This window comes from Chelatococcus sp. KU-N122, assembly GCF_055391085.1.
The window spans coordinates 7,693,110-7,716,835 of record NZ_AP043981.1 but is presented as its reverse complement, the minus strand read 5'-3'; the positions used below and the strand labels follow the sequence as shown (position 1 = coordinate 7,716,835).

At 66.6% G+C, this 23,726-nt stretch carries 20 protein-coding genes; 14 read left to right on the top strand and 6 right to left on the bottom strand.

Annotated elements, in window-relative coordinates:
- Window positions 1–125: 125 nt before the first annotated feature.
- Genes ACZ5PO_RS34805 through ACZ5PO_RS34790 form a run of 4 tightly spaced genes read left to right on the top strand, consistent with a single transcriptional unit; the run spans window position 126 to window position 3,488 of the window.
- Window positions 126–1,010 (top strand): branched-chain amino acid ABC transporter permease, encoded by an 885-nt coding sequence (locus ACZ5PO_RS34805; protein WP_464187290.1) that lies wholly within the window; start codon window positions 126–128, stop codon window positions 1,008–1,010.
- 3 nt (window positions 1,011–1,013) lie between these two features.
- Window positions 1,014–1,946, top strand: a complete 933-nt coding sequence (locus tag ACZ5PO_RS34800; protein ID WP_464187289.1) for a branched-chain amino acid ABC transporter permease — start codon at window positions 1,014–1,016, stop codon at window positions 1,944–1,946.
- Window positions 1,947–1,953: 7 nt separating this feature from the next.
- Complete coding sequence (locus ACZ5PO_RS34795) at window positions 1,954–2,736, top strand: ABC transporter ATP-binding protein (protein ID WP_464187288.1); 783 nt, start codon at window positions 1,954–1,956, stop codon at window positions 2,734–2,736.
- A gap of 2 nt (window positions 2,737–2,738) precedes the next feature.
- Entirely contained in the window at window positions 2,739–3,488 is a 750-nt protein-coding gene (locus ACZ5PO_RS34790; RefSeq protein WP_464187287.1) for an ABC transporter ATP-binding protein, read from the top strand.
- Window positions 3,489–3,772: 284 nt separating this feature from the next.
- On the opposite strand, the gene ACZ5PO_RS34785 is transcribed toward ACZ5PO_RS34790, so the two are convergent.
- Complete coding sequence (locus tag ACZ5PO_RS34785; protein WP_464187286.1) at window positions 3,773–4,438, bottom strand: GntR family transcriptional regulator; 666 nt, start codon at window positions 4,436–4,438, stop codon at window positions 3,773–3,775.
- Between the two features lie 439 nt (window positions 4,439–4,877).
- Between ACZ5PO_RS34785 and ACZ5PO_RS34780 the strand changes: the two genes are divergently transcribed.
- A complete protein-coding gene (locus tag ACZ5PO_RS34780) occupies window positions 4,878–5,591 on the top strand; it encodes an SOS response-associated peptidase (protein WP_464187285.1) in 714 nt (237 codons plus the stop codon).
- Between the two features lie 67 nt (window positions 5,592–5,658).
- Here ACZ5PO_RS34780 and copM read toward each other — a convergent pair whose 3' ends face one another.
- Together copM and ACZ5PO_RS34770 are read right to left on the bottom strand one after the other, a co-directional pair.
- A complete protein-coding gene (gene copM, locus ACZ5PO_RS34775; RefSeq protein ID WP_464187284.1) occupies window positions 5,659–6,090 on the bottom strand; it encodes a CopM family metallochaperone in 432 nt (143 codons plus the stop codon).
- 121 nt (window positions 6,091–6,211) lie between these two features.
- Complete coding sequence (locus tag ACZ5PO_RS34770; RefSeq protein ID WP_464187283.1) at window positions 6,212–6,634, bottom strand: hypothetical protein; 423 nt, start codon at window positions 6,632–6,634, stop codon at window positions 6,212–6,214.
- A gap of 243 nt (window positions 6,635–6,877) precedes the next feature.
- On the opposite strand from ACZ5PO_RS34770, the gene ACZ5PO_RS34765 reads away from it, so the two are divergent.
- From ACZ5PO_RS34765 to ACZ5PO_RS34725, 9 genes are all read left to right on the top strand, one after another.
- Entirely contained in the window at window positions 6,878–7,522 is a 645-nt protein-coding gene (locus ACZ5PO_RS34765) for a glutathione S-transferase family protein (protein WP_464187281.1), read from the top strand.
- Window positions 7,523–7,876: 354 nt separating this feature from the next.
- Window positions 7,877–8,251 carry a hypothetical protein gene (locus ACZ5PO_RS34760; RefSeq protein ID WP_464187280.1) on the top strand — a complete coding sequence of 125 codons (375 nt, stop codon included), beginning with the start codon at window positions 7,877–7,879 and terminating at the stop codon, window positions 8,249–8,251.
- Between the two features lie 223 nt (window positions 8,252–8,474).
- Window positions 8,475–8,759, top strand: coding sequence for a hypothetical protein (locus ACZ5PO_RS34755; RefSeq protein WP_464187279.1), 285 nt, complete (start codon window positions 8,475–8,477; stop codon window positions 8,757–8,759).
- A gap of 41 nt (window positions 8,760–8,800) precedes the next feature.
- Entirely contained in the window at window positions 8,801–9,184 is a 384-nt protein-coding gene (locus ACZ5PO_RS34750; RefSeq protein ID WP_464187278.1) for a hypothetical protein, read from the top strand.
- 6 nt (window positions 9,185–9,190) lie between these two features.
- A complete protein-coding gene (locus ACZ5PO_RS34745; protein ID WP_464187277.1) occupies window positions 9,191–10,489 on the top strand; it encodes an efflux RND transporter periplasmic adaptor subunit in 1,299 nt (432 codons plus the stop codon).
- 12 nt (window positions 10,490–10,501) lie between these two features.
- On the top strand, window positions 10,502–13,765 hold the full coding sequence (locus ACZ5PO_RS34740; RefSeq protein WP_464187276.1) for an efflux RND transporter permease subunit: 3,264 nt from the start codon (window positions 10,502–10,504) through the stop codon (window positions 13,763–13,765).
- Between the two features lie 37 nt (window positions 13,766–13,802).
- Window positions 13,803–14,261 (top strand): hypothetical protein, encoded by a 459-nt coding sequence (locus ACZ5PO_RS34735; protein WP_464187275.1) that lies wholly within the window; start codon window positions 13,803–13,805, stop codon window positions 14,259–14,261.
- 459 nt (window positions 14,262–14,720) lie between these two features.
- Complete coding sequence (locus tag ACZ5PO_RS34730; protein WP_464187274.1) at window positions 14,721–15,257, top strand: hypothetical protein; 537 nt, start codon at window positions 14,721–14,723, stop codon at window positions 15,255–15,257.
- A gap of 4 nt (window positions 15,258–15,261) precedes the next feature.
- Window positions 15,262–15,798, top strand: coding sequence for a hypothetical protein (locus ACZ5PO_RS34725; RefSeq protein ID WP_464187273.1), 537 nt, complete (start codon window positions 15,262–15,264; stop codon window positions 15,796–15,798).
- A gap of 114 nt (window positions 15,799–15,912) precedes the next feature.
- Here the strand turns inward: ACZ5PO_RS34725 and ACZ5PO_RS34720 are convergent, their stop codons facing one another.
- Genes ACZ5PO_RS34720 through ACZ5PO_RS34710 form a run of 3 tightly spaced genes read right to left on the bottom strand, consistent with a single transcriptional unit; the run spans window position 15,913 to window position 23,545 of the window.
- Complete coding sequence (locus ACZ5PO_RS34720; RefSeq protein ID WP_464187272.1) at window positions 15,913–19,014, bottom strand: efflux RND transporter permease subunit; 3,102 nt, start codon at window positions 19,012–19,014, stop codon at window positions 15,913–15,915.
- A complete protein-coding gene (locus ACZ5PO_RS34715; RefSeq protein ID WP_464187271.1) occupies window positions 19,014–22,223 on the bottom strand; it encodes an efflux RND transporter permease subunit in 3,210 nt (1,069 codons plus the stop codon). Before ACZ5PO_RS34715 ends, ACZ5PO_RS34720 begins: the two co-directional genes overlap by 1 nt.
- Entirely contained in the window at window positions 22,220–23,545 is a 1,326-nt protein-coding gene (locus ACZ5PO_RS34710) for an efflux RND transporter periplasmic adaptor subunit (RefSeq protein ID WP_464187270.1), read from the bottom strand. The genes ACZ5PO_RS34715 and ACZ5PO_RS34710 overlap by 4 nt, the downstream gene beginning before the upstream one ends.
- Window positions 23,546–23,726 lie beyond the last annotated feature (181 nt).

Sequence of the window (23,726 nt, the reverse complement as noted above, 5' to 3'; positions counted from 1 at the left end):
CCTTTGGAGCAGGATGATTTGTCTTGGGATCATCCTCCCGCTCCAAGTCTTTGTTTTGAGCATGATCTTATCCAAAAAGCGGTGTCCACTTCTTGGATCATGCTCCAGCGCAACGAAGGTGTTCCGTGACGCTTGGCCTTTTCGTTCAATCGATCATCGCCGGGGTGATGAACGGCTTCATCTATGGCTTGATCGGTCTCGGCATTGCCGCGATTTACAAGGGCAGCGATGTCGTCAACGCGATGCAGGGCGAGTTCGGCGTCGTCGGCGCGATCATCGCGTCAGCGGCTCTCTCGTCAGCTGGTTTCCCCTATCCGCTGGCGATCGCCGCCGGCATTGCGAGTGGAATGATCATCGGGTTGGTCGTCGATCTCGCCTTCGTGCGGCGCATGCGTGCCCGGGACGCTGCGCACGACTCCTACCTGCTGCTGACACTCGGCCTCGCCATTACGCTGTCGGCGCTCGTGCTGCAGCTGGCCGGTTCCGGCAGCTTCAGCCTGCCCGCCTATGAGCCGATCGATGTCTTCATCGTCTTTGACGCCGTGCTTCAGACGCAGGCGCTCTGGCTCATGGGGCTGGCGACGGTCACGATCGTCGCCGTGCGGCTGTTCTACCGTCATACCCTGCTCGGCATGCGCATGATGGCCGCCTCGGTCGACGAGGACGGGGCCACGAGCATCGGCATCGACGTGTCTCTGATGCGGACGCTCACCTTCGTGCTGGGCGGGCTGCTGGGCTCGCTCGCCGGCCTCTTGATCGCCACGGTGTTGCCGGTGGACTACCAGACCGGGCTGATCCTGACGCTCAAGGGGTTCGCCGCGGCGATTCTCGGTGGCCTGGCGAGCCCGATCGGCGCGGCCGTCGGCGGCATCACGATCGGGCTGCTGGAGTCCCTGTCCATCGCGACGATCTCGTCGGCCTACAAGGACGTGATCACTTTCTCCATGCTGATCCTGATCATGATCGTCCTGCCGAACGGCATGCTCGGCCAACGCATCCGGAGGGGCTGAGCGATGTCACTTCGTGTCGATCCGGCCGTCGCAGCCTGCATCGGTCTTGCCCTCGTTGTGCCGCTGTTCCTCGGCCGCGATATCGTCGATGTCTTCGTCTTCACGGGTATCTATTCGATCGCAGGGCTCGGCGTCGGGCTTCTGCTTCGGACATGCGGCATCATCAATGCCGGTCAGGCCTTGTTCTACGGCGTCGGAGCCTACACGACGGCTTATCTGTCGACGGAGCTTGGTGCGCACTGGCTCATCGGCATCGGCGCCGGCGCGGTGCTCTCCGCGGCGATAGCCTTCGTCCTTGGCTGGCCGATCCTGCGCCTGCACGGCTACTTCCTCACGCTGGCCACGCTCGCGCTCGGCATCGTCGGTCATTCACTGTTCTTTGAATGGACGGCGATCACCGGGGGCGAGCTCGGGCGCGGGGGCATCCCGAAGATCGGGATCGCCGGATATATGCTGAACACGCCGCTGAGCTTCTACTATCTCGTCGTCGTGGTGCTCGTCGTCTCGCTGTGGTTGGCCCGCAATCTCATCAACAGCCGTACGGGTCTGATGCTGCAGGGCATGCGCAACGATGCGGACGCCGCCGCGAGCCTCGGCGTCGACAATCGCTGGCTCAAGGTGCGCATGTTCCTGCTGAGCGCGATCCTGGGCAGCGTCGCGGGCAGCCTCTTCGCGCATTACACCTCCTTTGTCAGCGTGCACTCCTTCGACATCGTCAAGAGCATCACCTTCCTTCTGATCCCGGTGCTCGGCGGGGCGAGGCATCTGGCCGGGCTCGTTGTCGGCGCGTTGTTCATCACGCTGGCGCCCCACTATCTCGGCGCCTTCGGGCACATTCACCAGGTGCTCTTCGGTCTCGCCTTGGTGATCGTCGTCACCCTGATGCCGGACGGCCTCGCCGGCGCGGCGCGCCGCGTCATTGCGGGAAGGAGCTGAGACGCCGATGCGACACGACGTTCACCTCCACGACGGGCCGCCAGATCTCAGGATCGCGGACGTCTCGCTATCGATCGGCGGATTCAACATCCTGCAAAACGTCAGCCTCGAGATTGCGCGTAACTCGATCACCGGGCTGATCGGCCCGAACGGCTCGGGCAAGACGACGTTGTTCAACGTTGCGTCGGGCTACCTGCGGCCGCAGGCCGGCCGCATCGAAATGCACGGCGCCGACGTGACCGGCCTGTCCGTCCAGGAGCGGTGCCGACGCGGCATGGTGCGCACCTTTCAGACCCCGAAGGTCTTCGAGGAGATGACGGTGCTCGAGAACGTCATGGTCGGCACCTCGAAGATGACGCGCAGCTCCATGATCGGCGACATGTTCGCGGTTCCGAACTCGGCTCGACAGAGCCGGCAGATGCTCGACATGGCCGAGGGCGAATGCCGGCGTTTCGGGCTTGATCCGATCAGGTCGACGCTGGCGAAGAACCTGACGGGCGGCCAGCGCCGCATCCTGGAAATCGCGCGCGCGAATGTCGGACAGCCGCGGATCCTGATGCTGGACGAGCCATCGTCAGGGCTCAACATCGAGGAGATCGCCAGCCTCAGGGACTGGATCGTCCAGCTGAACTCCGACGGGATGTCGATCTTCCTGGTGTCCCACGACATGGATCTCATGAACGTCGTCGAATACATGTATGTGCTCAATTTCGGCAAGATCCTGACGAGCGGTACGGTCGACGTGGTCAAGAACGACCGAAAAGTCCACGAAGTGTATCTGGGGATCTGAGGATGCTGAAGCTGAACTCAATCCGTTCCGGATACGGGCTGCAGGAGGTTCTCCATGGGGTGTCCATCGCCGTCGCCGCCGGCGAATCCGTGGCGCTGGTCGGCGTGAACGGAGCGGGTAAGACAACCCTCGTCAGGACCTTGATGGGGCTGAACCGGGCGACGGCGGGGCGCATCCTGAAGGACGACAAGGACATCACGACGCTCCCGGCGCATAAGCGCCCCTCGGTCGGCATCTCCGCGCTCCTCGAGAATCGGCGTTTGTTCGGCCCGATGTCGATCCGCGACAACCTCCGGATGGCGGAGGCCGAGGGCAATGTCCGCGGCGGCACGCGTCGATTCTCGCGGGACGACATCTGCGATCTGTTTCCGCTCGTGCGCGAACGCCAGCATACGCCCGTCGGTCTCTTGAGCGGCGGGCAGCAGCAGATGGTCGCAACGGCCCGCGCGCTCCTGCTGCAGCCGGACGTCCTCATCCTCGACGAGCCTTCGACCGGCCTCGCGCCGCGCATCGTCAAAGAGATCTTCACGATCTTTCAGGGGCTTCGGTCGACCGGCCTGGGCATCCTGCTGGTCGAGCAGAACGTCCGCATCGCGATCGAGGCGACGAGCCGCGCTTACGTCATGTCGCTTGGTGAGATCGTACTGGAGGTCGGCGGCGAGGAGTGGAGGGCGTTCGATTCCGACAGCCGTCTCGTCGATGTCTATCTCGGGCGGACATCTGCCAGGGAAGCGGTTCCAGGTGTGACATGACCAGCCTCTCCGTATCCGGCCCCGCGCAGGCAGCCGGCCATGAGAAGGCTCCAAGCGACGTCGTTGCCATCTTCAGGGGCGCGCTCCTTCGACAGCCGGCAGGCCGTGCCGCTTGTCGTCGAAAGGCGCGGCGAGGTCTGCCGCTTTGCGGGCGCTAAAGCATTTCTCTGCCATTGGATGGACCCATCCAATGGCAGAGAAATGCTCATCGTCTTTTGAATCTGGAGCCCTTTTTCGCGATTGGGTGAGTCCACCCAATCGCGAAGCGCTCTAGCCGAAGCCCTTCACGGCTCGCGCATCTTCTTGACGAGATCGACGATGGCGCGAGTTGTCGCCCGGTAATGGGCGCGCAGCAGTGCGCAGGCGAGGTCGGCGTCGCGGGCAAGCGCTGCGTCGAGCAGCGCCTTATGCTCGCCGGCGATATCGCGCCGGATGTCGGCACGGGCAATCGCATAGGCGCCGATCTGGCGGTAGCGCGAGCTGTGCTCGATAAGGGTCTGGATAAAGCGCAGCAGCCATTTCGATCCGCAGGCGCTGACCAGTTGGAGGTGGAACTTGCAGTGCTGCGTCTCCCACTCCGCGTTGCTCGCCAGCGGCTGGTCTCCGAGCTTGGATTGGATATGGGCCAGTCGGTGGTGTGCTGCGATCAGGTCCACCTCCCACTGGACCGAGCCGACCTCGATGGACTTACGCAAGGCGATGCACTCGAGATCGGCGCGCTGGGTCTGGATGTCGAGCACCTCTTCCTCGGAGACCTCGGAGACACGGAAGCCGCGCTGGTCCTCGGCGGTGATGAAACCGGTCGAGGACAGGCGAGACAGGGCCTCGCGGAGCGGAATGGCGCCTGCGTCGTAGCGGTCGGCAAGTTCCTTGACCGTGAGACGAGAGCCCGGTTTCAGGACCCCGGCGAGCACATCCTGCCGGAGTTGCTCGGTGAGAATGGAGGCCATAGTCCGCCTGCTCGATTGCGAAGCGGAGTTCTCGGATGATGCCATATGGTCAGCTCTGCAGGCCGCAATTGATGGTTCTACCCGAAGGCGCCGCAGGCAATGGATCCTTTGGCGCAAGCTTGAAACGCGTGCTCCAAAGCGCGACTCCTTCCGCCTCCTCATGCTCCGAAATATTTATATCGTCAATATTTAGCGTTGAAATATATATAATTCTGTCGAAAGCCTCGTGCGGCTCGCGATGGGATGATCGCCGAGCCGACGGTGCGCCGGCCGTCCACCCGACGGCGCAGGCGTTGCGGCGGGATTCCGGCCACGATGCGCCGGAGGGCTGGCCGGCCGTGCGAAAGCTGTCCTTTGGGGAGGCGGTCCGGCGCGGTAGGTTGAGGCCGTCCTCTCCGGCGCCTTCAGGCGCCGCCCACCCACAGCTCGCTCGTCGCTCATGTGCAATCTCTACAGCGTGACCACTGCCCAAAAGGCCATTCTCGCTCTGGCGCGGGCGCTGCGCGACCTCACCGGCAACCTGCCGCCGCTGCCCGGAGTCTTTCCGGACTACGCGGCGCCGATCGTGCGGACCGGTGCCGACGGCGTGCGGGAGCTCGCCATGGCGCGCTGGGGCATGCCGAGCCCGTCAGGCGCGCTCAAGGGCCGCAATGCGGATCCGGGGGTGACCAACGTCCGCAATACGGCGAGCCCGCACTGGCGCACCTGGCTGGCGGCGGGCCATCGCTGCCTGGTGCCTTTCAACGCGTTCTCGGAGCCGGAGTACCTGCCCACCGGCAAGAGCCAACCGGCCTGGTTCGCCTTCGACGAGAGCCGGCCGCTGGCCTTCTTCGCCGGGCTGCATTGCCGCAGCTGGCGCTCGGTGCGCAAGGTCAGGGAGGGCGAGACGACGAACGACCTCTTTGCCGTGCTGACGACCGAGGCCAACGCCGAGGTCGGCGCCGTCCATCCCAAGGCCATGCCGGTGATCCTGACCACGCCGGAGCAGTGGGAGATCTGGCTCGCCGGCCTTCCGGCCGAGGCGCTGAAGCTGCAGCGGCCGTTGCCGGACGGCTCGCTCAGGATCGTGGCGCGTGGTGAAAAGGAGGATGGGGGCGGGGCGCTCGAGGCGCCCCGGCCGCCGCCTGCGCCGGCGCAGGGCAGCCTCTTCTGACGCTCGCGACGCCCTCAGCGATAGTTGCGCCGCCGCCGGCGTCGTCCCGGCGGCGGCGCTGTCTCCCTTAAGGCTGCGGCTTCGACGGCTTGCTGGCATTGGCGGCCAGCCACGCCTGCATGTCGGCGATCTCCTTCTGCTGATCGTCGATGATCTTCTGCGCCATCTCCCGGGTGCTGGCGTCCTTGGCGTAGGTGAGCGCCACCCGGGCCATGTCGATGGCGCCCTGGTGATGCGGGATCATGTGCGTGCGGAAGTCGACGTCGGCGTTGCCGGTGTAGGCGGCCTGCATGTTGCGCATCATCTCGCTGTCGGCGGCCTTGAACGCCTTGGTCGACGGCGCCTCGTCGGCATCGGCCGCGCCTTGGTGCATGCCCTTGTGCATCATGGCGGGATTCATGCCGGGCATGGCGTGGTCGTGGGCGCTCTGCGCCGCGGCCGTCCCGACCGATGCGGCGAGCACGGCCGCCGCGGTGAGGATCCTGATCGTCGAAGTCATTGGTCTGTCCATTGGTGTTGGATGTGGGTCTCGTGCGCCGGCACGGTCGTGCGCGCGTATGCGGCGCCCCGGCGCGGCTGCGAAAGCAGGTGCTGTAGGCGGGCGCGCCTTAAGGCCGCCGTCAGCCGGCGGCTTTGGGCGGCTTGGCGGGCGCTTCGGGATCGATCCCGGCGTAGGTCGGCCCCTTGGGAAGGGGCAGGGGGCGGCCGGACGCGGCCGGCGGAACGACGCCGAGTTGCGCCGGGAGCACCATGGCGATGCAGCAGGCCATGCCGGCCCCGCAGCACAGGGCGCCGCAGCCGGCTCCCGCTGCATGCGCGGGAGCGGTCGACAGCGCGGAGAGGGGTGTCGTCTTGCTTGCCGCCGCCGTGTGGTGGGCCGTCGCCGCCGGCTGCGCCGCGACCAAGGCAACGGCAGGGGCATCGGGTCCCGCAGGTCCGTGACCAGCGTGGGCGCTGGCCGACGACGGTGCCAGCGCGGCGGCGATCAGAACGATTGCCGCGACGAGCATCCCTGTCAGTTGCCGCTCGAGATAGGCCAACACCGGTCCGCCTCATGCCCCGCGGGACATGGCTAAAGCTTGCCACGCGGGAAGGTCAACAGGCGGCTTTGCCGCGTGCGGCCGCCGGTGGCCCTCTCGCAGGCTGCGCGCCGACCCGTGGCGCGCGGAGAATATCATGCTAGCAGATGGCCGGACGGGGAAATGGATTCCCCCGAGGCAACGAACAAGCGCCAGGGGACGGCTCGGCTCGCCGGGCACAGCACCAGGGGCATGGGGAGAGATAACATGACGACGATCTACAATTCCGACCTGTCACCGTTCGCCGGGCGTGTCCGCGTCGGCTGTCTCTACAAGGGGGTGCCGCTCGAGCTGGCCGATCCGCCGGGCGGCCTGCATTCGGAGACGTACCGCGCCATCAGCCCGATCGATAAGCTGCCGGTGATGGTCGAGGGCGATCTGGCGCTGCCGGAATCCCAGGTCATCCTGGAGTATCTGGACGAGACCCATGACGGGCCCTCGCTGCTGCCGGGCACGGCCGCAGACCGGGCGCAGGCGCGGCTGCTCGCCCGCATCGGCGACCTCTACGTCTTCCCGCCGCTCACCGTGCTGTTTGGCCAGCTCAACCCCAAGTACCGCGACCAGGCGGTGGTCGATGCCAAATTGGCGGAGCTGAGGAAGGGCCTGGGCTATCTGGAGCACCACCTGGCCGCAGGTCCGTTCGCTGCCGGCTCCGCCTTCAGTGTCGCCGATTGTGCGCTGCCGACCATGTGCTTCTTCGTCGACAATTTCGCGCCGGTGTTCGGTCTGGCCAAGCCTTACGAGGACACACCGAAGCTCGGCTCCTACCTCGCCGGGATCGCCGCGCATCCGGCCGTGGCGCCGATGCTCGCCGCACAGACCGAGGCGCTGCGCAAGATGCAGAAGCGGTGAGGGGCCCGGCCGGGTCCACGCGGTGACACGCTAGTGTGGTGGATCTGAAGTTCCTGCTCCCCGCATGGCATCCACGTTCAGGAACTTCAGATCCATTAAACCACACTAGAATCATAGAGTTGCTAGTGTGGCTTTGGGAATCCGAAATTCGCTCCCAGCGCTGCCCCAAGGTGGTGCGAATTTCGGATTCGCCACACTAGAGCATTTCGTCATTGGATGGGATCATCCCAATGACGGAGAAATGCTCATAACCTTTTGAGTCTGGAGCGCTTCTCTTGCGATTGGGTGAGCCCACCCAATCGCGAAGCGCTCTAGCACTGGCACATCGGGCCTTTTGCGAGTACATGAGGGCGCATGCAGCGCGGCGACCGCATGGATTCGACAGGTGCGACCGCTCGGTCGGCGGACCGGCCGGGCATCGTCGCGCGTCTGCTGCACCTGCTGATCGTCTGCTCGCTGGCGCTGGCCTTCGTCGCTCCACATATCGCCGCGTGCGGCGAGAGCGATGTCGTCCAGGTCGTGGAAAGCACCCACACGGCGCAGACCGGCGGGGACGTCGCCGATCTGCACACATCCGCGCAGCACTGCGACGGCCACCGGCTCGCCGCGACCAATGCCGCGAGTTCCTCTGTGGAGCCGCGCACGAGGGTGGTCGCCTATGCGCGCTTCGACGACCAGTCCGGGCCGCTCGCGGACATCGATCCCCTTCGCAAGCCTCCTCGCGCCTGACGTGAGCCGGTCGCCGCGTCGCGACCGGTTGCGCCCTCCAGATCCGTGCATGCTCTGGCGGCGCGCTCCGCGTTAGCCCGTCCGAATCCCGCAAGACCGCGCTTTCCCCGGCTCGTCCGAGCCGGCCGCCGCTCGTGGATTCGGGCCTTGAAGCCCGTCCGACCCGTGTGCCCGGCGCCATGAGCGCCGGACGCGTCGGCCGTCCTCGCGAAGGAGGATGTCCATGTCCCTTGCTCACGCATTCCTGCTCGCCGTCCATCTCGCCGGCCCGTCGCCGGCGGCCATCGCCCCGCCGCTGATCGTCCCGGCCGAGCACCGCATCAGGCGCGGCGCCACGGGCACCTGCGTCGAAAGCGATCACGATCCGCGGCGCATCCGCAAACTGCCGGGCGCACCCGCCGAGTCGACCCGCGTTCGCGACCCGCTCCAGGACAGCTGGGTGCACTGCGCCGACCCCGACAGTCCCACGGGAAGCATCGCTCCGTCCCGCGCCCCCACGCCGCGCTGAAGCCCGGCGCCAGCCCCTTACCGACCGAAGGAAAAATCCACATGAAACCCGTCATCCTGGCCGTCGCCGCGATCCTCGCCGCCGCACCGGCTCTCGCCCAGCACAAGCACGCCCACAAGGGGCCGAACGGCGGCGAGATGGAAGATGTCGCCGGCGTTCACATCGAGCTTCTGGTCAAGGACAAGAGCCTGACCTTCAACGTCTACGACGAAGCGAACAAGCCGCTGCCGACGATGGGCTTCACGGGCTCCGTGCTGGTCACGGCCGGCGGCGCCAAGGAAGCGCTCAAGCTGGCGCCCGTCGGCGAGGCGTTGAAGGGCGACGCCAAGCAGCCGGTGCCGGCCGACGCCGTCGTCACCGTGACGATCAAGACAGCAGCCGGAAAGTCGGGCCAGGCGGTGTTCAAGCCGCACAACGATCACTAGCGCTCCATGACGAAGATCGCTCTTGGTGTAGCCCTGGTCGGGCTCGGGCTGGTCGCCGGCGCGTTCGCGCCAGGCCTTGCCGATTCGATCCGCGCCCTGGTCGAGCTGGCCGTGCCCGCACCCGGCGCCGCAGCTCCGACCGGCGGCGAGACGGCCGGCCGCTCGCACGGCGCCCACGGCCATGCCGAGGGCGAGCACGAGGGCCCCGAGGGCCATGTGGCGATGACGGCGCAGCAGGTCGAGGCCGCGCGGATCGTGGTCGAGCCTGTCGCTGCCGGCATGCTCACCAGCCACCTCGTCGCCCCAGGGCTCGTCGCGCCCGACGGCGACCGCATCGCCCGCGTCGCCGCCAAGGTGATCGGCACGGTGGCTGAGATGAAGAAGCGTCTCGGCGACAAGGTCGACAAGGGCGAGGTCGTCGCGGTCCTCGACAGCCGCGAGGTCGCTGACGCCAGAAGCGAGTACCACGCCGCCCTGACGAACCTGGACCTGCAGAAGACGCTGTTCGAGCGCGAGCAGATGCTCTGGGACAAGCGGGTCTCGGCGGAGCAGCAGTATCTGCGGGCCCGCAACACGTTCATCGAGACCCAGCTGCGTGTCGATCTCGCCGCGCAGAAGCTCCTGGCGCTCGGATTGACCGACGAGGTCGATCCACAAACCCGCCGGCCCGTTGCCGCGCGCCCGCCATCGGCCGCGGCATCGGCGCCCATCAGCGGGCTGCAGCGTTACGCGCTGCGCTCGCCGATCGCCGGCCGCGTCGTCGAGCGCCGCGTCGATCTTGGGGCGCCCGTGGGGGGCGAGGGGCAGGAGAAGGAACTCTACGTCGTCGCCGACCTCTCGTCGGTCTGGATCGAGCTCTCGGTCCAGACCGGTGACCTCCCCCTGATCCGCGAAGGGCAGGAGGTCGCCGTGTCGTCCGGCGGTGGAGCGCCGGCGAAGGGGCGCATCGTCTTCGTCAGCCCGCTCCTGAACCAGGAGACGCGCTCGGCGCGTGTCATCGCCTCCGTCGAGAACAAGGGCCTGGCCTGGCGCCCGGGCACCTACGTCACGGTACAGGTGATGGTGGAGCAAGCGCCGGTCGACCTGCGTGTCCCACGATCGGCGCTGCAGACCATTGCCGGCGAGCAGGTCGTCTTCGTCCGCAACGAGGCGGGGTTCGAAAAGCGCCAGGTCGAGCTCGGCAAGACCGACGATGCGGCGGTCGAGGTCGTCTTCGGCCTCGAGCCCGGCGACCGGGTCGCCGTCACCAACTCATTCCTGCTCAAGGCCGAACTCGGCAAGGCCGAGGCCGAGCACGTGCACTGACGGACGGGCCCGATGATCAGCCGTGTTCTCGCCTTCTCGGTCCAGCAGCGCTGGCTGGTGCTGCTGCTCTCGCTCGCTGCCGCGGCGTTCGGCATCTGGTCGTTGACCAAGCTGCCGATCGACGCCGTGCCGGATATCACCAACAACCAGGTGCAGATCAACGCGGTCGTGCCCTCGCTGTCGCCGTTCGACGTCGAGAAGCAGGTCACCTATCCGATGGAGACCGCGCTCGCCGGCATCCCCGGCCTCGAATACACGCGCTCGCTCTCGCGCAACGGCTTCGCGCAGATCACCGCCGTGTTCAGCGAGGCGACCGATTTGTACTTCGCGCGCGCCCAGGTCAACGAGCGCCTGGCCGAGGCCAAGGCCGGCCTGCCGCCGGGCGCCGAGGTGCACATGGGGCCGATCTCCACCGGGCTCGGCGAGATCTACATGTGGACCGTTCATTACAAGGAACCGGACAAGGCCGCGATCAAGGATGGGCAGCCCGGCTGGCAGTCCGGCGGCGCGTACCTGACGCCCGAGGGGCAGCGGCTGAGCTCCGAGCTGGAGCGTGCCGCCTACCTGCGCACCATCCAGGATTGGATCATCAGCCCCCAGCTGAAGACGGTCCCGGGCGTGGCCGGCGTCGACGTCATCGGTGGCTACAAGAAGCAGTACCAGGTGCAGCCGGATCCGGCGAAGCTGATCGGGCTCAGCCTGTCGTTCAAGGACGTGGCGGAGGCGATCGAGGGCAACAACCAGAACCGGGGCGCGGGCTACATCGAGCGCAACGGCGAGAGCTACGTCGTTCGCTCGGGCGGGCGCCTGGACGGCATGGACGAGATCGGCAACGTGGTCGTCGCCACGCGCGGCGGCGTGCCGGTGCGTGTCCGGGACGTCGCCAGCATCGGCATCGGGCGCGAGCTGCGGACCGGCTCGGCGTCGGAGAACGGGCGCGAGGCGGTGGTCGGCACCGCCCTCATGCTGATCGGCGGCAACAGCCGTGAAGTCGCGGCGGCGGTCGACGCGAGGATGGGTGCAATCGCCAAATCGCTTCCGCCCGGCGTGGAGGTGAAGACGGTGCTGGATCGTACGATCCTCGTCGACGCGACGGTCAAGACCGTCGCGAAGAACCTCGCCGAAGGCGCGCTTCTCGTCATCGCCGTGCTGTTCCTGATGCTCGGCAACATCCGGGCGGCGGTGATCACGGCGCTCGTCATACCCGTGACCATGCTGATGACGGCGATCGGCATGGTGCAGGGCGGCATCAGCGCCAACCTGATGAGCCTGGGCGCGCTGGACTTCGGCCTCATCGTCGATGGCGCCGTGATCATCGCCGAGAATTCGCTGCGGCACCTGGCCGAGCGGCAGCATGAGCTGGGGCGCAGGCTTACCGTCGACGAGCGGCTCGACACGGTCAGGCGGTCGGCCGAGGAAATGGTCAAGCCGTCCGTCTACGGCCAGGCGATCATCATCCTGGTCTATGTTCCGCTGCTCACCTTCACCGGTGTCGAAGGCAAGATGTTCGCGCCGATGGCGCTGACCGTGATCATCGCGCTGGCGTGTGCCTTCGTCCTGTCGCTGACTTTCGTGCCGGCGCTGATCGCGATCGTCATCACGGGCCGGGTGCAGGAAAAGGACGTAGCCTTCGTCCGCTGGATGAAGGCGGCCTACCGTCCCGCCCTGGCGGCGTCCGTGCGGCGCCCGGCGCCCGTGCTCGCCGCCTCCGTCCTGCTCTTTGTCGCGGCGGCGCTGGTGTTCATGCGGCTGGGCCAGGAGTTCATCCCGCAGCTCGACGAGAAGAACATCGCGATGCATGCGATGCGCATCCCGTCCACCTCTCTCACCCAGTCCCAGGACATGCAGCTCGCTGTCGAGGCGGCTGTCAGCTCCTTTCCCCAGGTTGCCCTGGTGTTCTCCAAGACCGGAACGGCGGAGGTCGCGGCCGACCCGATGCCGGTCAACGTGTCCGACACCTTCATCATCCTCAAGCCTCAGCAGGAATGGCCCGATCCGTCGCTGTCGAAGGACGGGCTGATCGCGGCCATCCAGGAGCGCGTCGGCAAGCTCACCGGCAACAATTTCGAGTTTACGCAGCCGATCCAGATGCGCTTCAACGAGCTGCTGGCGGGGACACGCGGCGATCTTGCCGTCAAGGTGTTCGGCGAGGAGCTCGAGACGATGCTTCCGGTGGCCAATGCCATCGCGACCGTGCTGCGTGGCGTGCGCGGCGCGGAGGACGTCAAGGTCGAGCAGGTGACCGGCCTGCCGTTCCTGGACATCGAGATCGACAAGGTGGAGATTGCGCGGCTCGGCCTCAGCCGTTTCGCCGTCCAGGACGTGATCGGCGCCGCCATCGGCGGACGGGAGGCCGGCGTCCTGTTCGAGGGGGACCGCCGCTTCGACATCGTGGTGCGCCTGGGCGACGCCGTGCGCGACGACGTCGAGGCGCTGAAGAACCTGCCGGTGCCGCTGCCCGGCGCCGGCGGTCCGGGCCGGATCGCATCCGTGCCGCTCAAGCAGCTGGCGAGGTTGTCGTTCGCCGAAGGGCCCAATCAGATCAGCCGGGAGAACGGCAAGCGCCGCGTCGTCGTCACCGCCAACGTGCGCGGTCGCGACATCGCCTCGGTCGTCGCGGAGGCCCAGGGCGGGGTCGGGGCCCGCGTGGCGCTGCCCGCCGGGTCGTGGATCACCTGGGGCGGGCAGTTCGAGAACCTCGCCGCCGCGCGCCAGCGCCTCATGGTCGTGGTGCCGGCCTGCTTCTTCCTGATCTTCCTGCTCCTCTACCAGGCGCTGGGATCGGCGAGGGACGCGCTGCTCGTATTCAGCGCCGTGCCGCTGGCGCTCACCGGCGGCATCGCTGCCCTCTGGCTCAGGGGGCTGCCGTTCTCGGTGTCGGCGGCGGTCGGGTTCATCGCCCTGTCGGGCGTCGCCGTGCTGAACGGGCTGGTGATGCTGACCTTCATCAAGCAGTTGGTGCGGGAAGGGCTGCCGAAGCGCCGCGCCATCCTGGAGGGCGCCATGACCCGGCTCCGCCCGGTCGCGATGACGGCGCTCGTCGCATCCCTCGGCTTCGTGCCGATGGCGCTCGCCACGGGCACCGGGGCGGAGGTGCAGAAGCCGCTCGCCACCGTCGTGATCGGCGGGCTGATCAGCGCGACGATTCTCACCCTGCTCGTTCTGCCGGCCCTCTACGCCCGCTTCGGGGCTGCCGACCAGCGCAGCGTCGCGTCGCCGGAGGTGGAGCGGTCGCGGACGGCGGCGCTCTCCGAAGCGGCCAAGCAGGCCTCATGAAGGATCGTGCGTGTTGCGCTTGTCCATGCGATGCAAATTGAGCGGGGCAGTTTGCGGCGTCGTGCTGGCACTGACCTCGTCGGCACAAGCGCACCACGCCGCCACCGCGATCGAGCTGCTTGCTCCTGCCTTCGTCAGCATGCAGTACGCGATGGTCTGCACGTTGCTGATGCCCGACTTCCTGCGGGAGACCGGCGGCCCACGCGGATCGGTCCTGTCCTATGCCGAGCATGTGCGTGACGAGGTGCTGGCGGGCCAGCCCCAGGGACGGGCGGAGATTATCCTGCGCGGCGCCGCCGACCAGGCCAGGCGTGCGGTGCTCGACGAAGTCGGCAGCATCGGCGCCGCGCATCTCGGCACCCGCGACGTGGCCGTGGCTTGGTGGTGCCGCACCCGGGCCAAGGATGCGATCCAGGGCTTCATCACGCGCCATGATGGGGCGCACGACGAGTTCCTGACGCGCCTCCGCGACGCGACGCAGCCGCATCCGCACTGATCCGGCTTCGGTTGCGACGGCTTTGCCGAGCTCCACCGCAGCGTCGGCAGCTCGAGCACGGCGGCCGCATAGGGGGGGCGGCCGAGCGGGCCGGTGTAGGTCGAGAACCTCCCGCGTCGCCTTCACGTTATTCAATTGCGCGAAACACCTATCGCGACAGCGAAAGATGAGAGGGGCGAGAGAGGCTTGTCAACATGGCCGTCGAGGCCCCGTTGGCCGACCGACGTATCGCCGGCCAATGCGCTTCTCTGCTTGGCGCACATATTTAGGGCGCGCCAGGACCTCAGCGGTATCTTGCTTGTATCGCGTCATAAAAGCCTTAAGTCGATCCGCCCGAATCGCACTGCGCTGCATTTAATCTCCTGAGCGCAAGCTGCTTGCCTTGAGCCGCGCGCCAAGGGGCGCGGTGCTCGCGATATGACTTGCAGCTTGAGGTAGATGTCCTAAAATGGCGCCAGCGTGGCTGGTTCTGTATCGTCATTGGTCGAGGGGGGCGGTATGTTCGCTTTTTCGCCAATTACTACGAGTAATATGATATCTATCATTCAAATTGTTGTAGTTTTACTTGGATTTATATTATCATGGAGAAGTTTGCGGGCGACATACAAAAGTATTAAGATTGCAAGTGATAATTTCGTTACCGCTTCTAGTAATTTGAGGTTGGCGACTTCAAGTGCGCAGGCTCAATTATATAATCAAATTGTCATTCAAGGTCGTGATCTTCAGTATAAATTTATGGACATATATTTTGGAGAGGCTGATGCCGAAAGCCGTAGAAAGCGACAGGATCTATATACCGGGACTGTGCTTAGTTACTACGCAGCTTGTTTCGGGCTGAGGGGTATTTTGGATCTCCCTGAGGGTGTTACTAAGCTGCTTGATGACGAGCTGAAGCAACTTCTCCGTCAGGAGGCTTTTCAAAAGAAATGGAATGAAATAAGTCACGGATTTAGCAGGGAATTTATTAAATATGTAGACAGCCTCAGAGGAGTCTGAATCCATGACGTTTTTTGCTAACGCCGGAGTTAAATGGCCAAATGCCGAGCCGATAGCAGCTACGGCAGGGTCGTTGGCACTGGAGGCCGCCTCCGAGCTTTGGGCGATCTTTTCCGCACTTGAATCTCAGTTTGACAAAGATTCCGTGAGTCTGCCTTCTTCGGTGCTAGAAGTTGCTGATAAGTTCGAGGAGGCCGCAAGTCGATTTCGGAGAGTGCGTGATTTGATTGACGATGATGATGTATTTCCCTTATCTCCGGCCGAGTTAGATCTCGCATCGCTGAATTACTACTCCGAGCATGAAATTGGGATCGGCTATCCAGACGGGATAAATTCCACTAAGCGGTTATATGACGACTTGATCCTTAGGCTACAAATGTTGTCTGGGCGATTGCGAGAATTGCCGGTGCATGACAAAAGACGGGATGCTATGCGCGCTGTGTTTGAGCTCATGAGAGAGTGGGAGCAAGCTGGGCGTCTCGCTCGTGTCATAGCAGTTCTTAATCAACGGGAGTCCGCTGGATTGTCTCGTGCCAGGTAAGTATTTCGCGTTCGAGCAGAGCAGTGACGTAGAATTAGAAGTCAGCGAAGAAATATTGAGCAGCGCTATGCTGGGATGTTCGTTATATAGATTGGAATATAAAGAAAATTCATATCACGTCGACGTGACGACCGCTGGCGCCAACCGTCGCGGCACCGCCTTCTTGCGCTGCAGCTTGCTCATCAGCAGGTAGATCACCGGCGTCGAATAGAGCGTCAGCACCTGCGACAGCACCAGACCGCCGACGATGGTGATGCCGAGCGGCCGCCGCAGCTCGGAGCCGGCGCCGATCGCGATGGCCAGCGGCACCGCTCCCAGCAGCGCCGCCATGGTGGTCATCAGGATCGGCCGGAAGCGCGCCAGACAGGCTTCGAAGATCGCCTCGCGCGGAGCGAGGCCGCGCCGGCGCTCGGCCATGATGGCGAAGTCGACGAGCATGATGCCGTTCTTCTTCACGATGCCGATCAGCAGGATGATGCCGATGAAGGCGATGATGGTCAGCTCCGCGTTGGCGGCGCGCAGCGCAATCAGCGCTCCCAGGCCCGCCGGCGGCAGCGTCGAGATGATGGTGATCGGGTGCAGCAGGCTTTCGTAGAGGACCCCCAGGATGATGTAGATGGCGAGCAGCGCCGCCAGGATCAGCACCGCCTGGTTCGTGCCGCTCTGGGCCAGGGTCTTGGCGTCGCCGGCGAAATCGGCGTGGATGCTGTCGGGCATATGCAGCCCGTCGATCGCCTGCCGCAGCGCCGCGTTGGCGGTCTCGAGCGGCACGTTGGGCGCGTTCGCGTAGTTGACGGTGATGGAGGGGAAGACGCCTTGATGGTTCACCACCAGCGGCTGGGTGGTGCGCTCGACGCGGGCGATGCTGGCGAGCGGAATCTGCCGGTTGCCGGCGCCGCTCACGTAGATGTCGGTGAGATCTTCGGGGTCGCGCTGGCGCGACGGGGTGATGCCCATGACCACCGAATACTGGTTCTTCTGCCCGTAGATGGTGGAGACCTGGGCCTGGGCGAAGGCGGCGGCCAGGGCATTGTCGACGTCCTTCATGGCCACGCCGACGCGGGCCGCCGCCTGCCGGTCGACGACGACGTTGGCCTGGAGGCCGCCCTGTTCGCGGTCGGTGGAGACGTCTACGAGCTCGGGCACCTTGCGCAACCGGGCGAGGATCTGCGGCGTCCAGCTGTCGAGGTCGTCGAGGCTGGATGACCACAGGGTGAACTGGTAGGCCGACTTGCCCGGGCGGGCGCCGGCCCTGAGGTCCTGCACCGGCGTGAGGTAGACGGCGAGGCCCGGCAGCCTGGCGACCTCGCGGCGCAGCCGCGCGACCACTTGGGTCGACGTCAGCCGGCGCTCCGCCTCGGGCTTGAGGCTGATGAACAGCCGGCCCTGGTTGACCGAGCCCATGATCCCGCCGCCGATGAACGAGGCCGTGCCCTGCACCGCGGGATCGGCGAGCACGATGTCGGCCGCCTGCTGCTGGAGGGCGGCCATCTGCGGGAAGGACACGTCGGCGGAGGCGTTGGTGAAGCCGAAGATGAGGCCGGTGTCGTCCTCCGGGAAGGTGCCCTTGGGGATGTCCTTGAACATCTGCACCGTGAACGCCACCGTCGCCACCAGGACGATCAGCATGACCCAGGGGTGGCGCAACACGACGCGTAGCGAGCGGCTGTAGCCACTGAGCGTCCGGGCCATGGCGCCTTCGAACAGCCGCCCGACGAGCCCCGGCGGCGCGCCGCTGTCGGGCTTCATGAAATGCCCGCAGATCATCGGTGTGACCGTCAGCGACACCACCGTCGAGGTGATGACGGCGAAGGTGAGGGTCAGCGAGAACTCGCGGAACAGCAGCCCGCCCAAGCCGCCCATGAACAGCAGCGGGATGAAGGCGGCGATCAGCGACAGGCTGATCGAGACGACGGTGAAGCCGATCTCGCGGGCACCGGCGAGCGCCGCGGAGAACCGGTCGAGGCCGCGCTCCATGTGGCTGTGGATGTTCTCGATCATGACGATGGCATCATCGACGACGAAGCCGACCGAGATGGTGATCGCCATCAGCGACAGGTTGTCGAGGGTGAAGCCCACGGCCCACATGGCGGCGAAGGTGCCGGCGAGCGACAGCGGCACCGTGACGCCGGCGGCGAGCGTCGGCGTCAGCCGCCGCAGGAACAGGCACACCACCATCATCACCAGCGCGATGGTGACGAGCAGCGTCTTCTGGATGTCGTCGACCGAGGCGCGGATGGTCAACGTACGGTCGGACATGATGGAGACGTCGATGCCGGCCGGGATCCAGGTCTTCAGCTCCGGCAGCAGCGCCTTCACCCGGTCGACGGTCTCGATGACGTTGGCGTTGGGCTGCTTGGTGACCGTGATCAGCACCGCGGGCTTGCGGTTGTACCAGCCCGCCGCGCGCGTGTTGCGCACGCCGCGCTCGATCGTGGCGATGTCCTTCAGCTGGACGATGGTGCCGTTGGCTGCCGTCACCACCAGGCGCCCGAACTCCTCCGGGTCGGTCATCTGGTTGTTGGCGCCGATGGTCAGGCCCTTGCTCGGGCCGTCCAGCGTGCCGAGCGGCGACACCGTGTTGGCGGTGACGATGGCGTTGCGGACGTCCGCGAGGGCGATGCCCATGGAGGCCAGGCGCTGCGGATCGACGTTGACGCGGATCGACGGCTGCTCGGCCCCGGCGACCGTCACGTCGGCGACGCCCTCCACCTGGGACAGGCGCTGCAGCAGCACCGTATCGGCCGCGTCGTAGATGGCGCTCGGCGACATGGTGTCCGAGGTGAGCGCCAGGATGAGCACCGGCATGGCGGCCGAGTTCGCCTTGCGGAACGTCGGCAGGATCGGCAGGTCGCTCGGCAGGTCGATGGCGGCGGCGTTGATGGCCGCCTGCACGTCGCGGGCCGCGGCGTCGACCTTGCGCGACAGGTCGAACTGCACCGAGATCATGGTCGAGCCGAGCGAGCTCGACGAGGTGAGCTCGTTGACGCCGGCGATGCTGGCGAGGCTCCGTTCCAGCGGGGCTGCGACGGTCGCTGCCATGGTGGCCGGATCCGCCCCTGGCCGGTTCGCCATCACCCGCACGGTTGGGAATTCGATGGCCGGCAGGCTGGCCACCGGAAGGAAGGCATAGGCCACCGCGCCCAGCAGGAACAGGCCGACCGCCAACAGGGTGGTGCCGACCGGCCGACGGATGAAGGGCGCCGAGATGTTCATCACTCAGCCGCCTTGCGCACGGGGCCCGCCAGTTCGTCGGCGAGGGGCGGGCCGACCTCGGGCGAGCGGCCGCTCAGCCGCAGCCGCAGGCGCTCCACCGCCAGATAGATGACCGGCGTGGTGTAGAGCGTCAGCAGCTGGCTGAGCACCAGGCCGCCGACGATGGTGATGCCGAGCGGGACGCGCAGCTCGCTGCCGGTGCCGCTGGCCAGCGCCAGCGGCAGGGCGCCGAACAGGGCGGCCAGCGTCGTCATCATGATCGGCCGAAAGCGCAGCCGGCAGGCGCGCACGATGGCGTCGAGCGGAGTCAGGCCGTCGTTGCGCTCGGCGTCGAGGGCGAAGTCGATCATCATGATCGCGTTCTTCTTCACGATGCCCATCAGCAGCACGATACCGATGAGGGCGACGATCGACAGATCGTGGCCGGTGAGCATCAGCGCGAGCAGCGCGCCGACGCCGGCGGACGGCAGCGTGGTGAGGATCGTGAAGGGGTGGGCGAAGCTCTCGTAGAGAACGCCCAGCACGAGGTAGATGGCCACCACCGCCGCCAGCAGCAGCCATGGCTCGCTTGCCAGCGACTTGCTGAACTCGGCCGCGTCGGCGGTGAAGCGGCCGGTGACCGTGGCCGGCATGCCGATGTCGGCCTCGGCTTTCGCGATCGCCTGCACGGCGGCACCGAGTGCGGCTCCGCGCGCCAGGTCGAAGCTGATGGTGGCCGCCGGAAACTGCTCCTGGTGGGCGATCGACAGCGGCGCCGTGCGGTGATCGAGGCGCGCGAATGCCGCGAGCGGCACCTGCGCGCCCGTCGCGCCGAGCACGGACGACCCGATGGTCGTGTTGCCCGACGTGGTGCTGGTGTTGGTGAGGTACTGGTTGGAGCCGGCGCCCGGCACGTACAGCTTGGCGAGCTGGGACGGGTCGCGCTGATAGCGCGGATCCACCTCGAGGACCACCCGGTACTGGTTCGACTGGGCGTAGATGGTCGACACCTGGCGCTGCCCGAAGGCGTCGTACAGGATATCGTTGACGTTCTGCATGGAGATGCCCAGCCGGCCGGCCTTCTCGCGGTCGACGTCGACGAATAGCCTGAGCCCGTTCTGCTCCGTCTCGTTGGCGACGTTGCGGATCAGCGGGTCGGCGCGCAGCCTCTCCGCCAGGCGCTGGGACCAGCTGGCAACGGCATCGGGATCGGTGCCGGTGAGCGTGTACTGGTATTGGGAGCGGCTGGCGCGCGTCGTGATCTGGATGTCCTGCACCGGCTGCACGAAGGCCGTGGCGCCGGGCACCGCGGCCACCGCCTGGCGCAGGCGCTCGGCGATGGTTGCCGCGTCGTCGCTGCGCTCGTCCTTCGGCCGCAGCGTCACGATGAGGCGCGCCGTATTGGTGGTGGCGTTGAGCGGACCGATGCCGAGGACGGAGGCGACCCCGGTCACGTCGCCGTCCTTGCGGATGACGCTGACGGCCTTGTCCTGGAGTTCGCCCAATGCCCCGAAGGAGATGTCGGGGGCGCCCTCCAGCACCACGTTCAGCAGCCCGGTGTCCTGCACCGGCAGGAAGCCCTTGGGCACGCGCACGTAGAGCGCAAGGGTGAGCACCAGGGTCGCCGCCGTCAGCAGGAGCATGAAGCGCTGGTGCCTGAGCGCCCAGGCGAGCGTCACGTCGTAGAGACGCGCCATCCAGTCCCAGGGCTTCTCGGCGAGCCGCATGAGCAGATTGTGGCGCTCGCCGCTGTCGGCCCGCAGCAGACGCGAGCACATCATGGGCGTCAGCGTCAGCGACACCACCGCCGACACGACGACCGCGATGGTGAGCGTCAGCGCGAACTCCCGGAACATCCGGCCGACCACGCCGGTCATGAACAGCAGCGGGATGAACACCGCGATCAACGACACGGTGAGCGAGACGACGGTGAAGCCGATCTCGCGCGCACCGTCGATCGCCGCCTTGAACGGCGTCTTGCCGCTCTCGATGTTGCGGACGATGTTCTCGATCATCACAATCGCGTCGTCGACGACGAAGCCGGTGCCGATCGTCAGGGCCATCAGCGACAGATTGTCGAGGCTGAAGCCGCAGAACCACATGACGGCGAAGGTGGCGACGAGCGACAGGGGCAACGCCACGCCGGCGATGATCGTGGCCCGGGCGGTGCGCAGGAACAGCAGCACCACGAGCACCACGAGGCCCGCCGAGAGCACCAGCGTGAACTGCACATCGGCGATCGACGCTCGGATCGTATCGGTGCGGTCGTGCACCACCTTGAGGTCGACCCCGGACGGCATGGCTCGCCGCAGCGCCGGCAGTTGGCTCAACACGTTGTCGACGGTCGCGACGATGTTGGCGCCGGGCTGCCTCTGGATGTCGAGCAGCACCGCCCGTTCGCCGCGGAACCACCCGCCGACGCGCGTGTTCTCCAGGCCCTCGATCACGTTGGCGACGTCGCGCAGCAGCACCGGAGCGTGGTTGCGATAAGCGATGACGATGTTGCGGTAGTCGTCGGCCGCGGTGATCTGGTCGTTGGCGCCGATGGTGTAGGCCTGATGGGTGCCGTCGAGCGCACCCTTGGAGCCGGCCACGTTGGCGGCGATGATCGCCTGGCGCAGGTCCTCCAGGCTGATCTGGTAGGAGGCGAGGCGGGCCGGGTCCGCCTGGATGCGCACGGCGGGCTTGATGCCGCCGGCGACGGTGACGCGTCCGACGCCGCTCATCTCGCTCAGGCGCGGGGCGAGCAGCGTGTCGGCGAGGTCGCTCAGCTTGCGCAGCGAGACGTTGTCGGAGGTCAGCGCGATGGTGAGCACCGGGGTGTCCGCCGGGTTCACCTTCGCGTAGGTCGGCGGATAGGGCATGTTCTTCGGCAGCAGCGACGCGGCCGCGTTGATGGCCGCCTGCACGTCCTGGGACGCGCCGTCGATGTCGCGGTCGAGGCTGAATTGCAGCGTGATCTGGCTCAGCCCGAACGAGCTCTGCGACGACATCGCCTCCAGCGCCGGAATCTGGCCGAGCTGGCGCTCCAGCGGCGCCGTGACGATCGCCGAGATGGTGTCGGGGTTGGCGCCCGGCAGCTGCGTGGAGACCTGGATGGTCGGGAACGCGACCTGCGGCAAGGCCGACACGGGGAGCCAGAAATAGCCCAGCACGCCGCACAGCAGCACGGCGACGCCGAGGAGCGAGGTCGCGATCGGCCGTACGATGAACGGCGTCGAGATGCTCATCGCTTGCTGTCCGTCGCCTCCGATTGCTGCCGGTAGTGGCGCTGTCGGCGGTTCGGATCGCCTTCCGCCGCGGCCGGCCCCGCGGTGGGCTTTTGCGCCGCGGCATCGGGCGCGGGCGTCTCCGGCGCGGCCGTCACGCTCACGTGCGCGCCGTCGGTGAGGCGCGAAAACCCGGTGGTGACCACCCGGGCCGGCGGCGCCAGGCCCGATTTGACGACGGCCCGCGTCTCGTCCTGCCGTCCGACCACGACGTTGGTGAGCTTGACCGTGTCGTCGTCGTTCAGCACGTAGACGTAGGCGCCGCTCGGGCCGCGCTGCACCGCTGCCGTGGGAACCACCACTGCGTGGGCGATGGTGTCGACGAAGATGCGGACATTGACGAACTGGCCCGGCCACAGGCGCCGCTCGGCGTTGGCAAAGTTGGCCTTGATCTTGACCGTGCCGGTGGTGGCATCGACCTGATTGTCGATCACCTCGACGGTCCCGGTCGCCAGCACCGTCACATTGTCGGAGTCCAGCGCCTGCACCTGGACCGCGCCTCTCCCCATCGCCGCGTTGGCGGCGGCGAGGTACTGCTGCGGCAGATTGAAGACCAGGGCGATCGGCTGCAGCTGCGCCACCACGACGATGCCGGTGGCGTCCGACGCGCGCAGGATGTTGCCGGCATCGACGAGGCGGATGCCGGTGCGGCCGTCGAGCGGCGAGGTGATGGTCGTGCGGTCGAGCTGGACCTTAGCATTGTCGATGGCGCCCTGGTCCGCCCGCACCTGGGCCTGGTACTGGGCCACCAGAGACTTCTGCGTGTCCGCCTGCTGCTGCGAGCCGTAATTGGAAGCCGCAAGCCTGCTGTAGCGCTCGAGGTCGAGCCGCGTGTTGGCGAGCAGCGCCTCGTCCTGCGCCTTCTTGGCGACGGCCTGGTCGTACTGGGCCTGGTAGACCGCCGGATCGACATAGGCGAGCACGTCGCCGCGCTTGACGTCCTGGCCATCCTTGAACGCGAGCGAGAGCAATCGCCCGTCCACCTGCGTGCGCACCGTGACCGTGTTGAGCGCCTGGATGGTGCCGACCGCGTCGATGCTGACCGGCACGTCCTCATACCGGGCCGCCGTGGCGAGCACGGGTGTGGGCCCGCTGCCGCCGCGGCCACGCCGCCCGCCGCCCGCCGCACCATCGCCGCGGTGGCCGCCATTGCCGGCGGCGGTCGATTCGCCCTGGCCGCCGGCCATTCCCGGCAGGCTGTTCAGCCAGCCGCGCTCGTAGGCCTGCCAGAACGCGACGCCGGCAATGGCGAGCAGGGCGACAAGGAAGAAGCGGCTTCTCATGGGACACGGCTCGTTGCGGCCGCAGGCGTGGTCACTGCCATGGCCTTCGTGGTTTGGCCGATCCGGCCACTCCCCAGCAATGTAGGAATGGTCGGCGCGCGCGGCACGCCGCCGCAGCTCTTATGCTTAATTCGCTGATCCCGATGCGACGAACCGATCGTCACGCTAGTGCCTTTCCTGT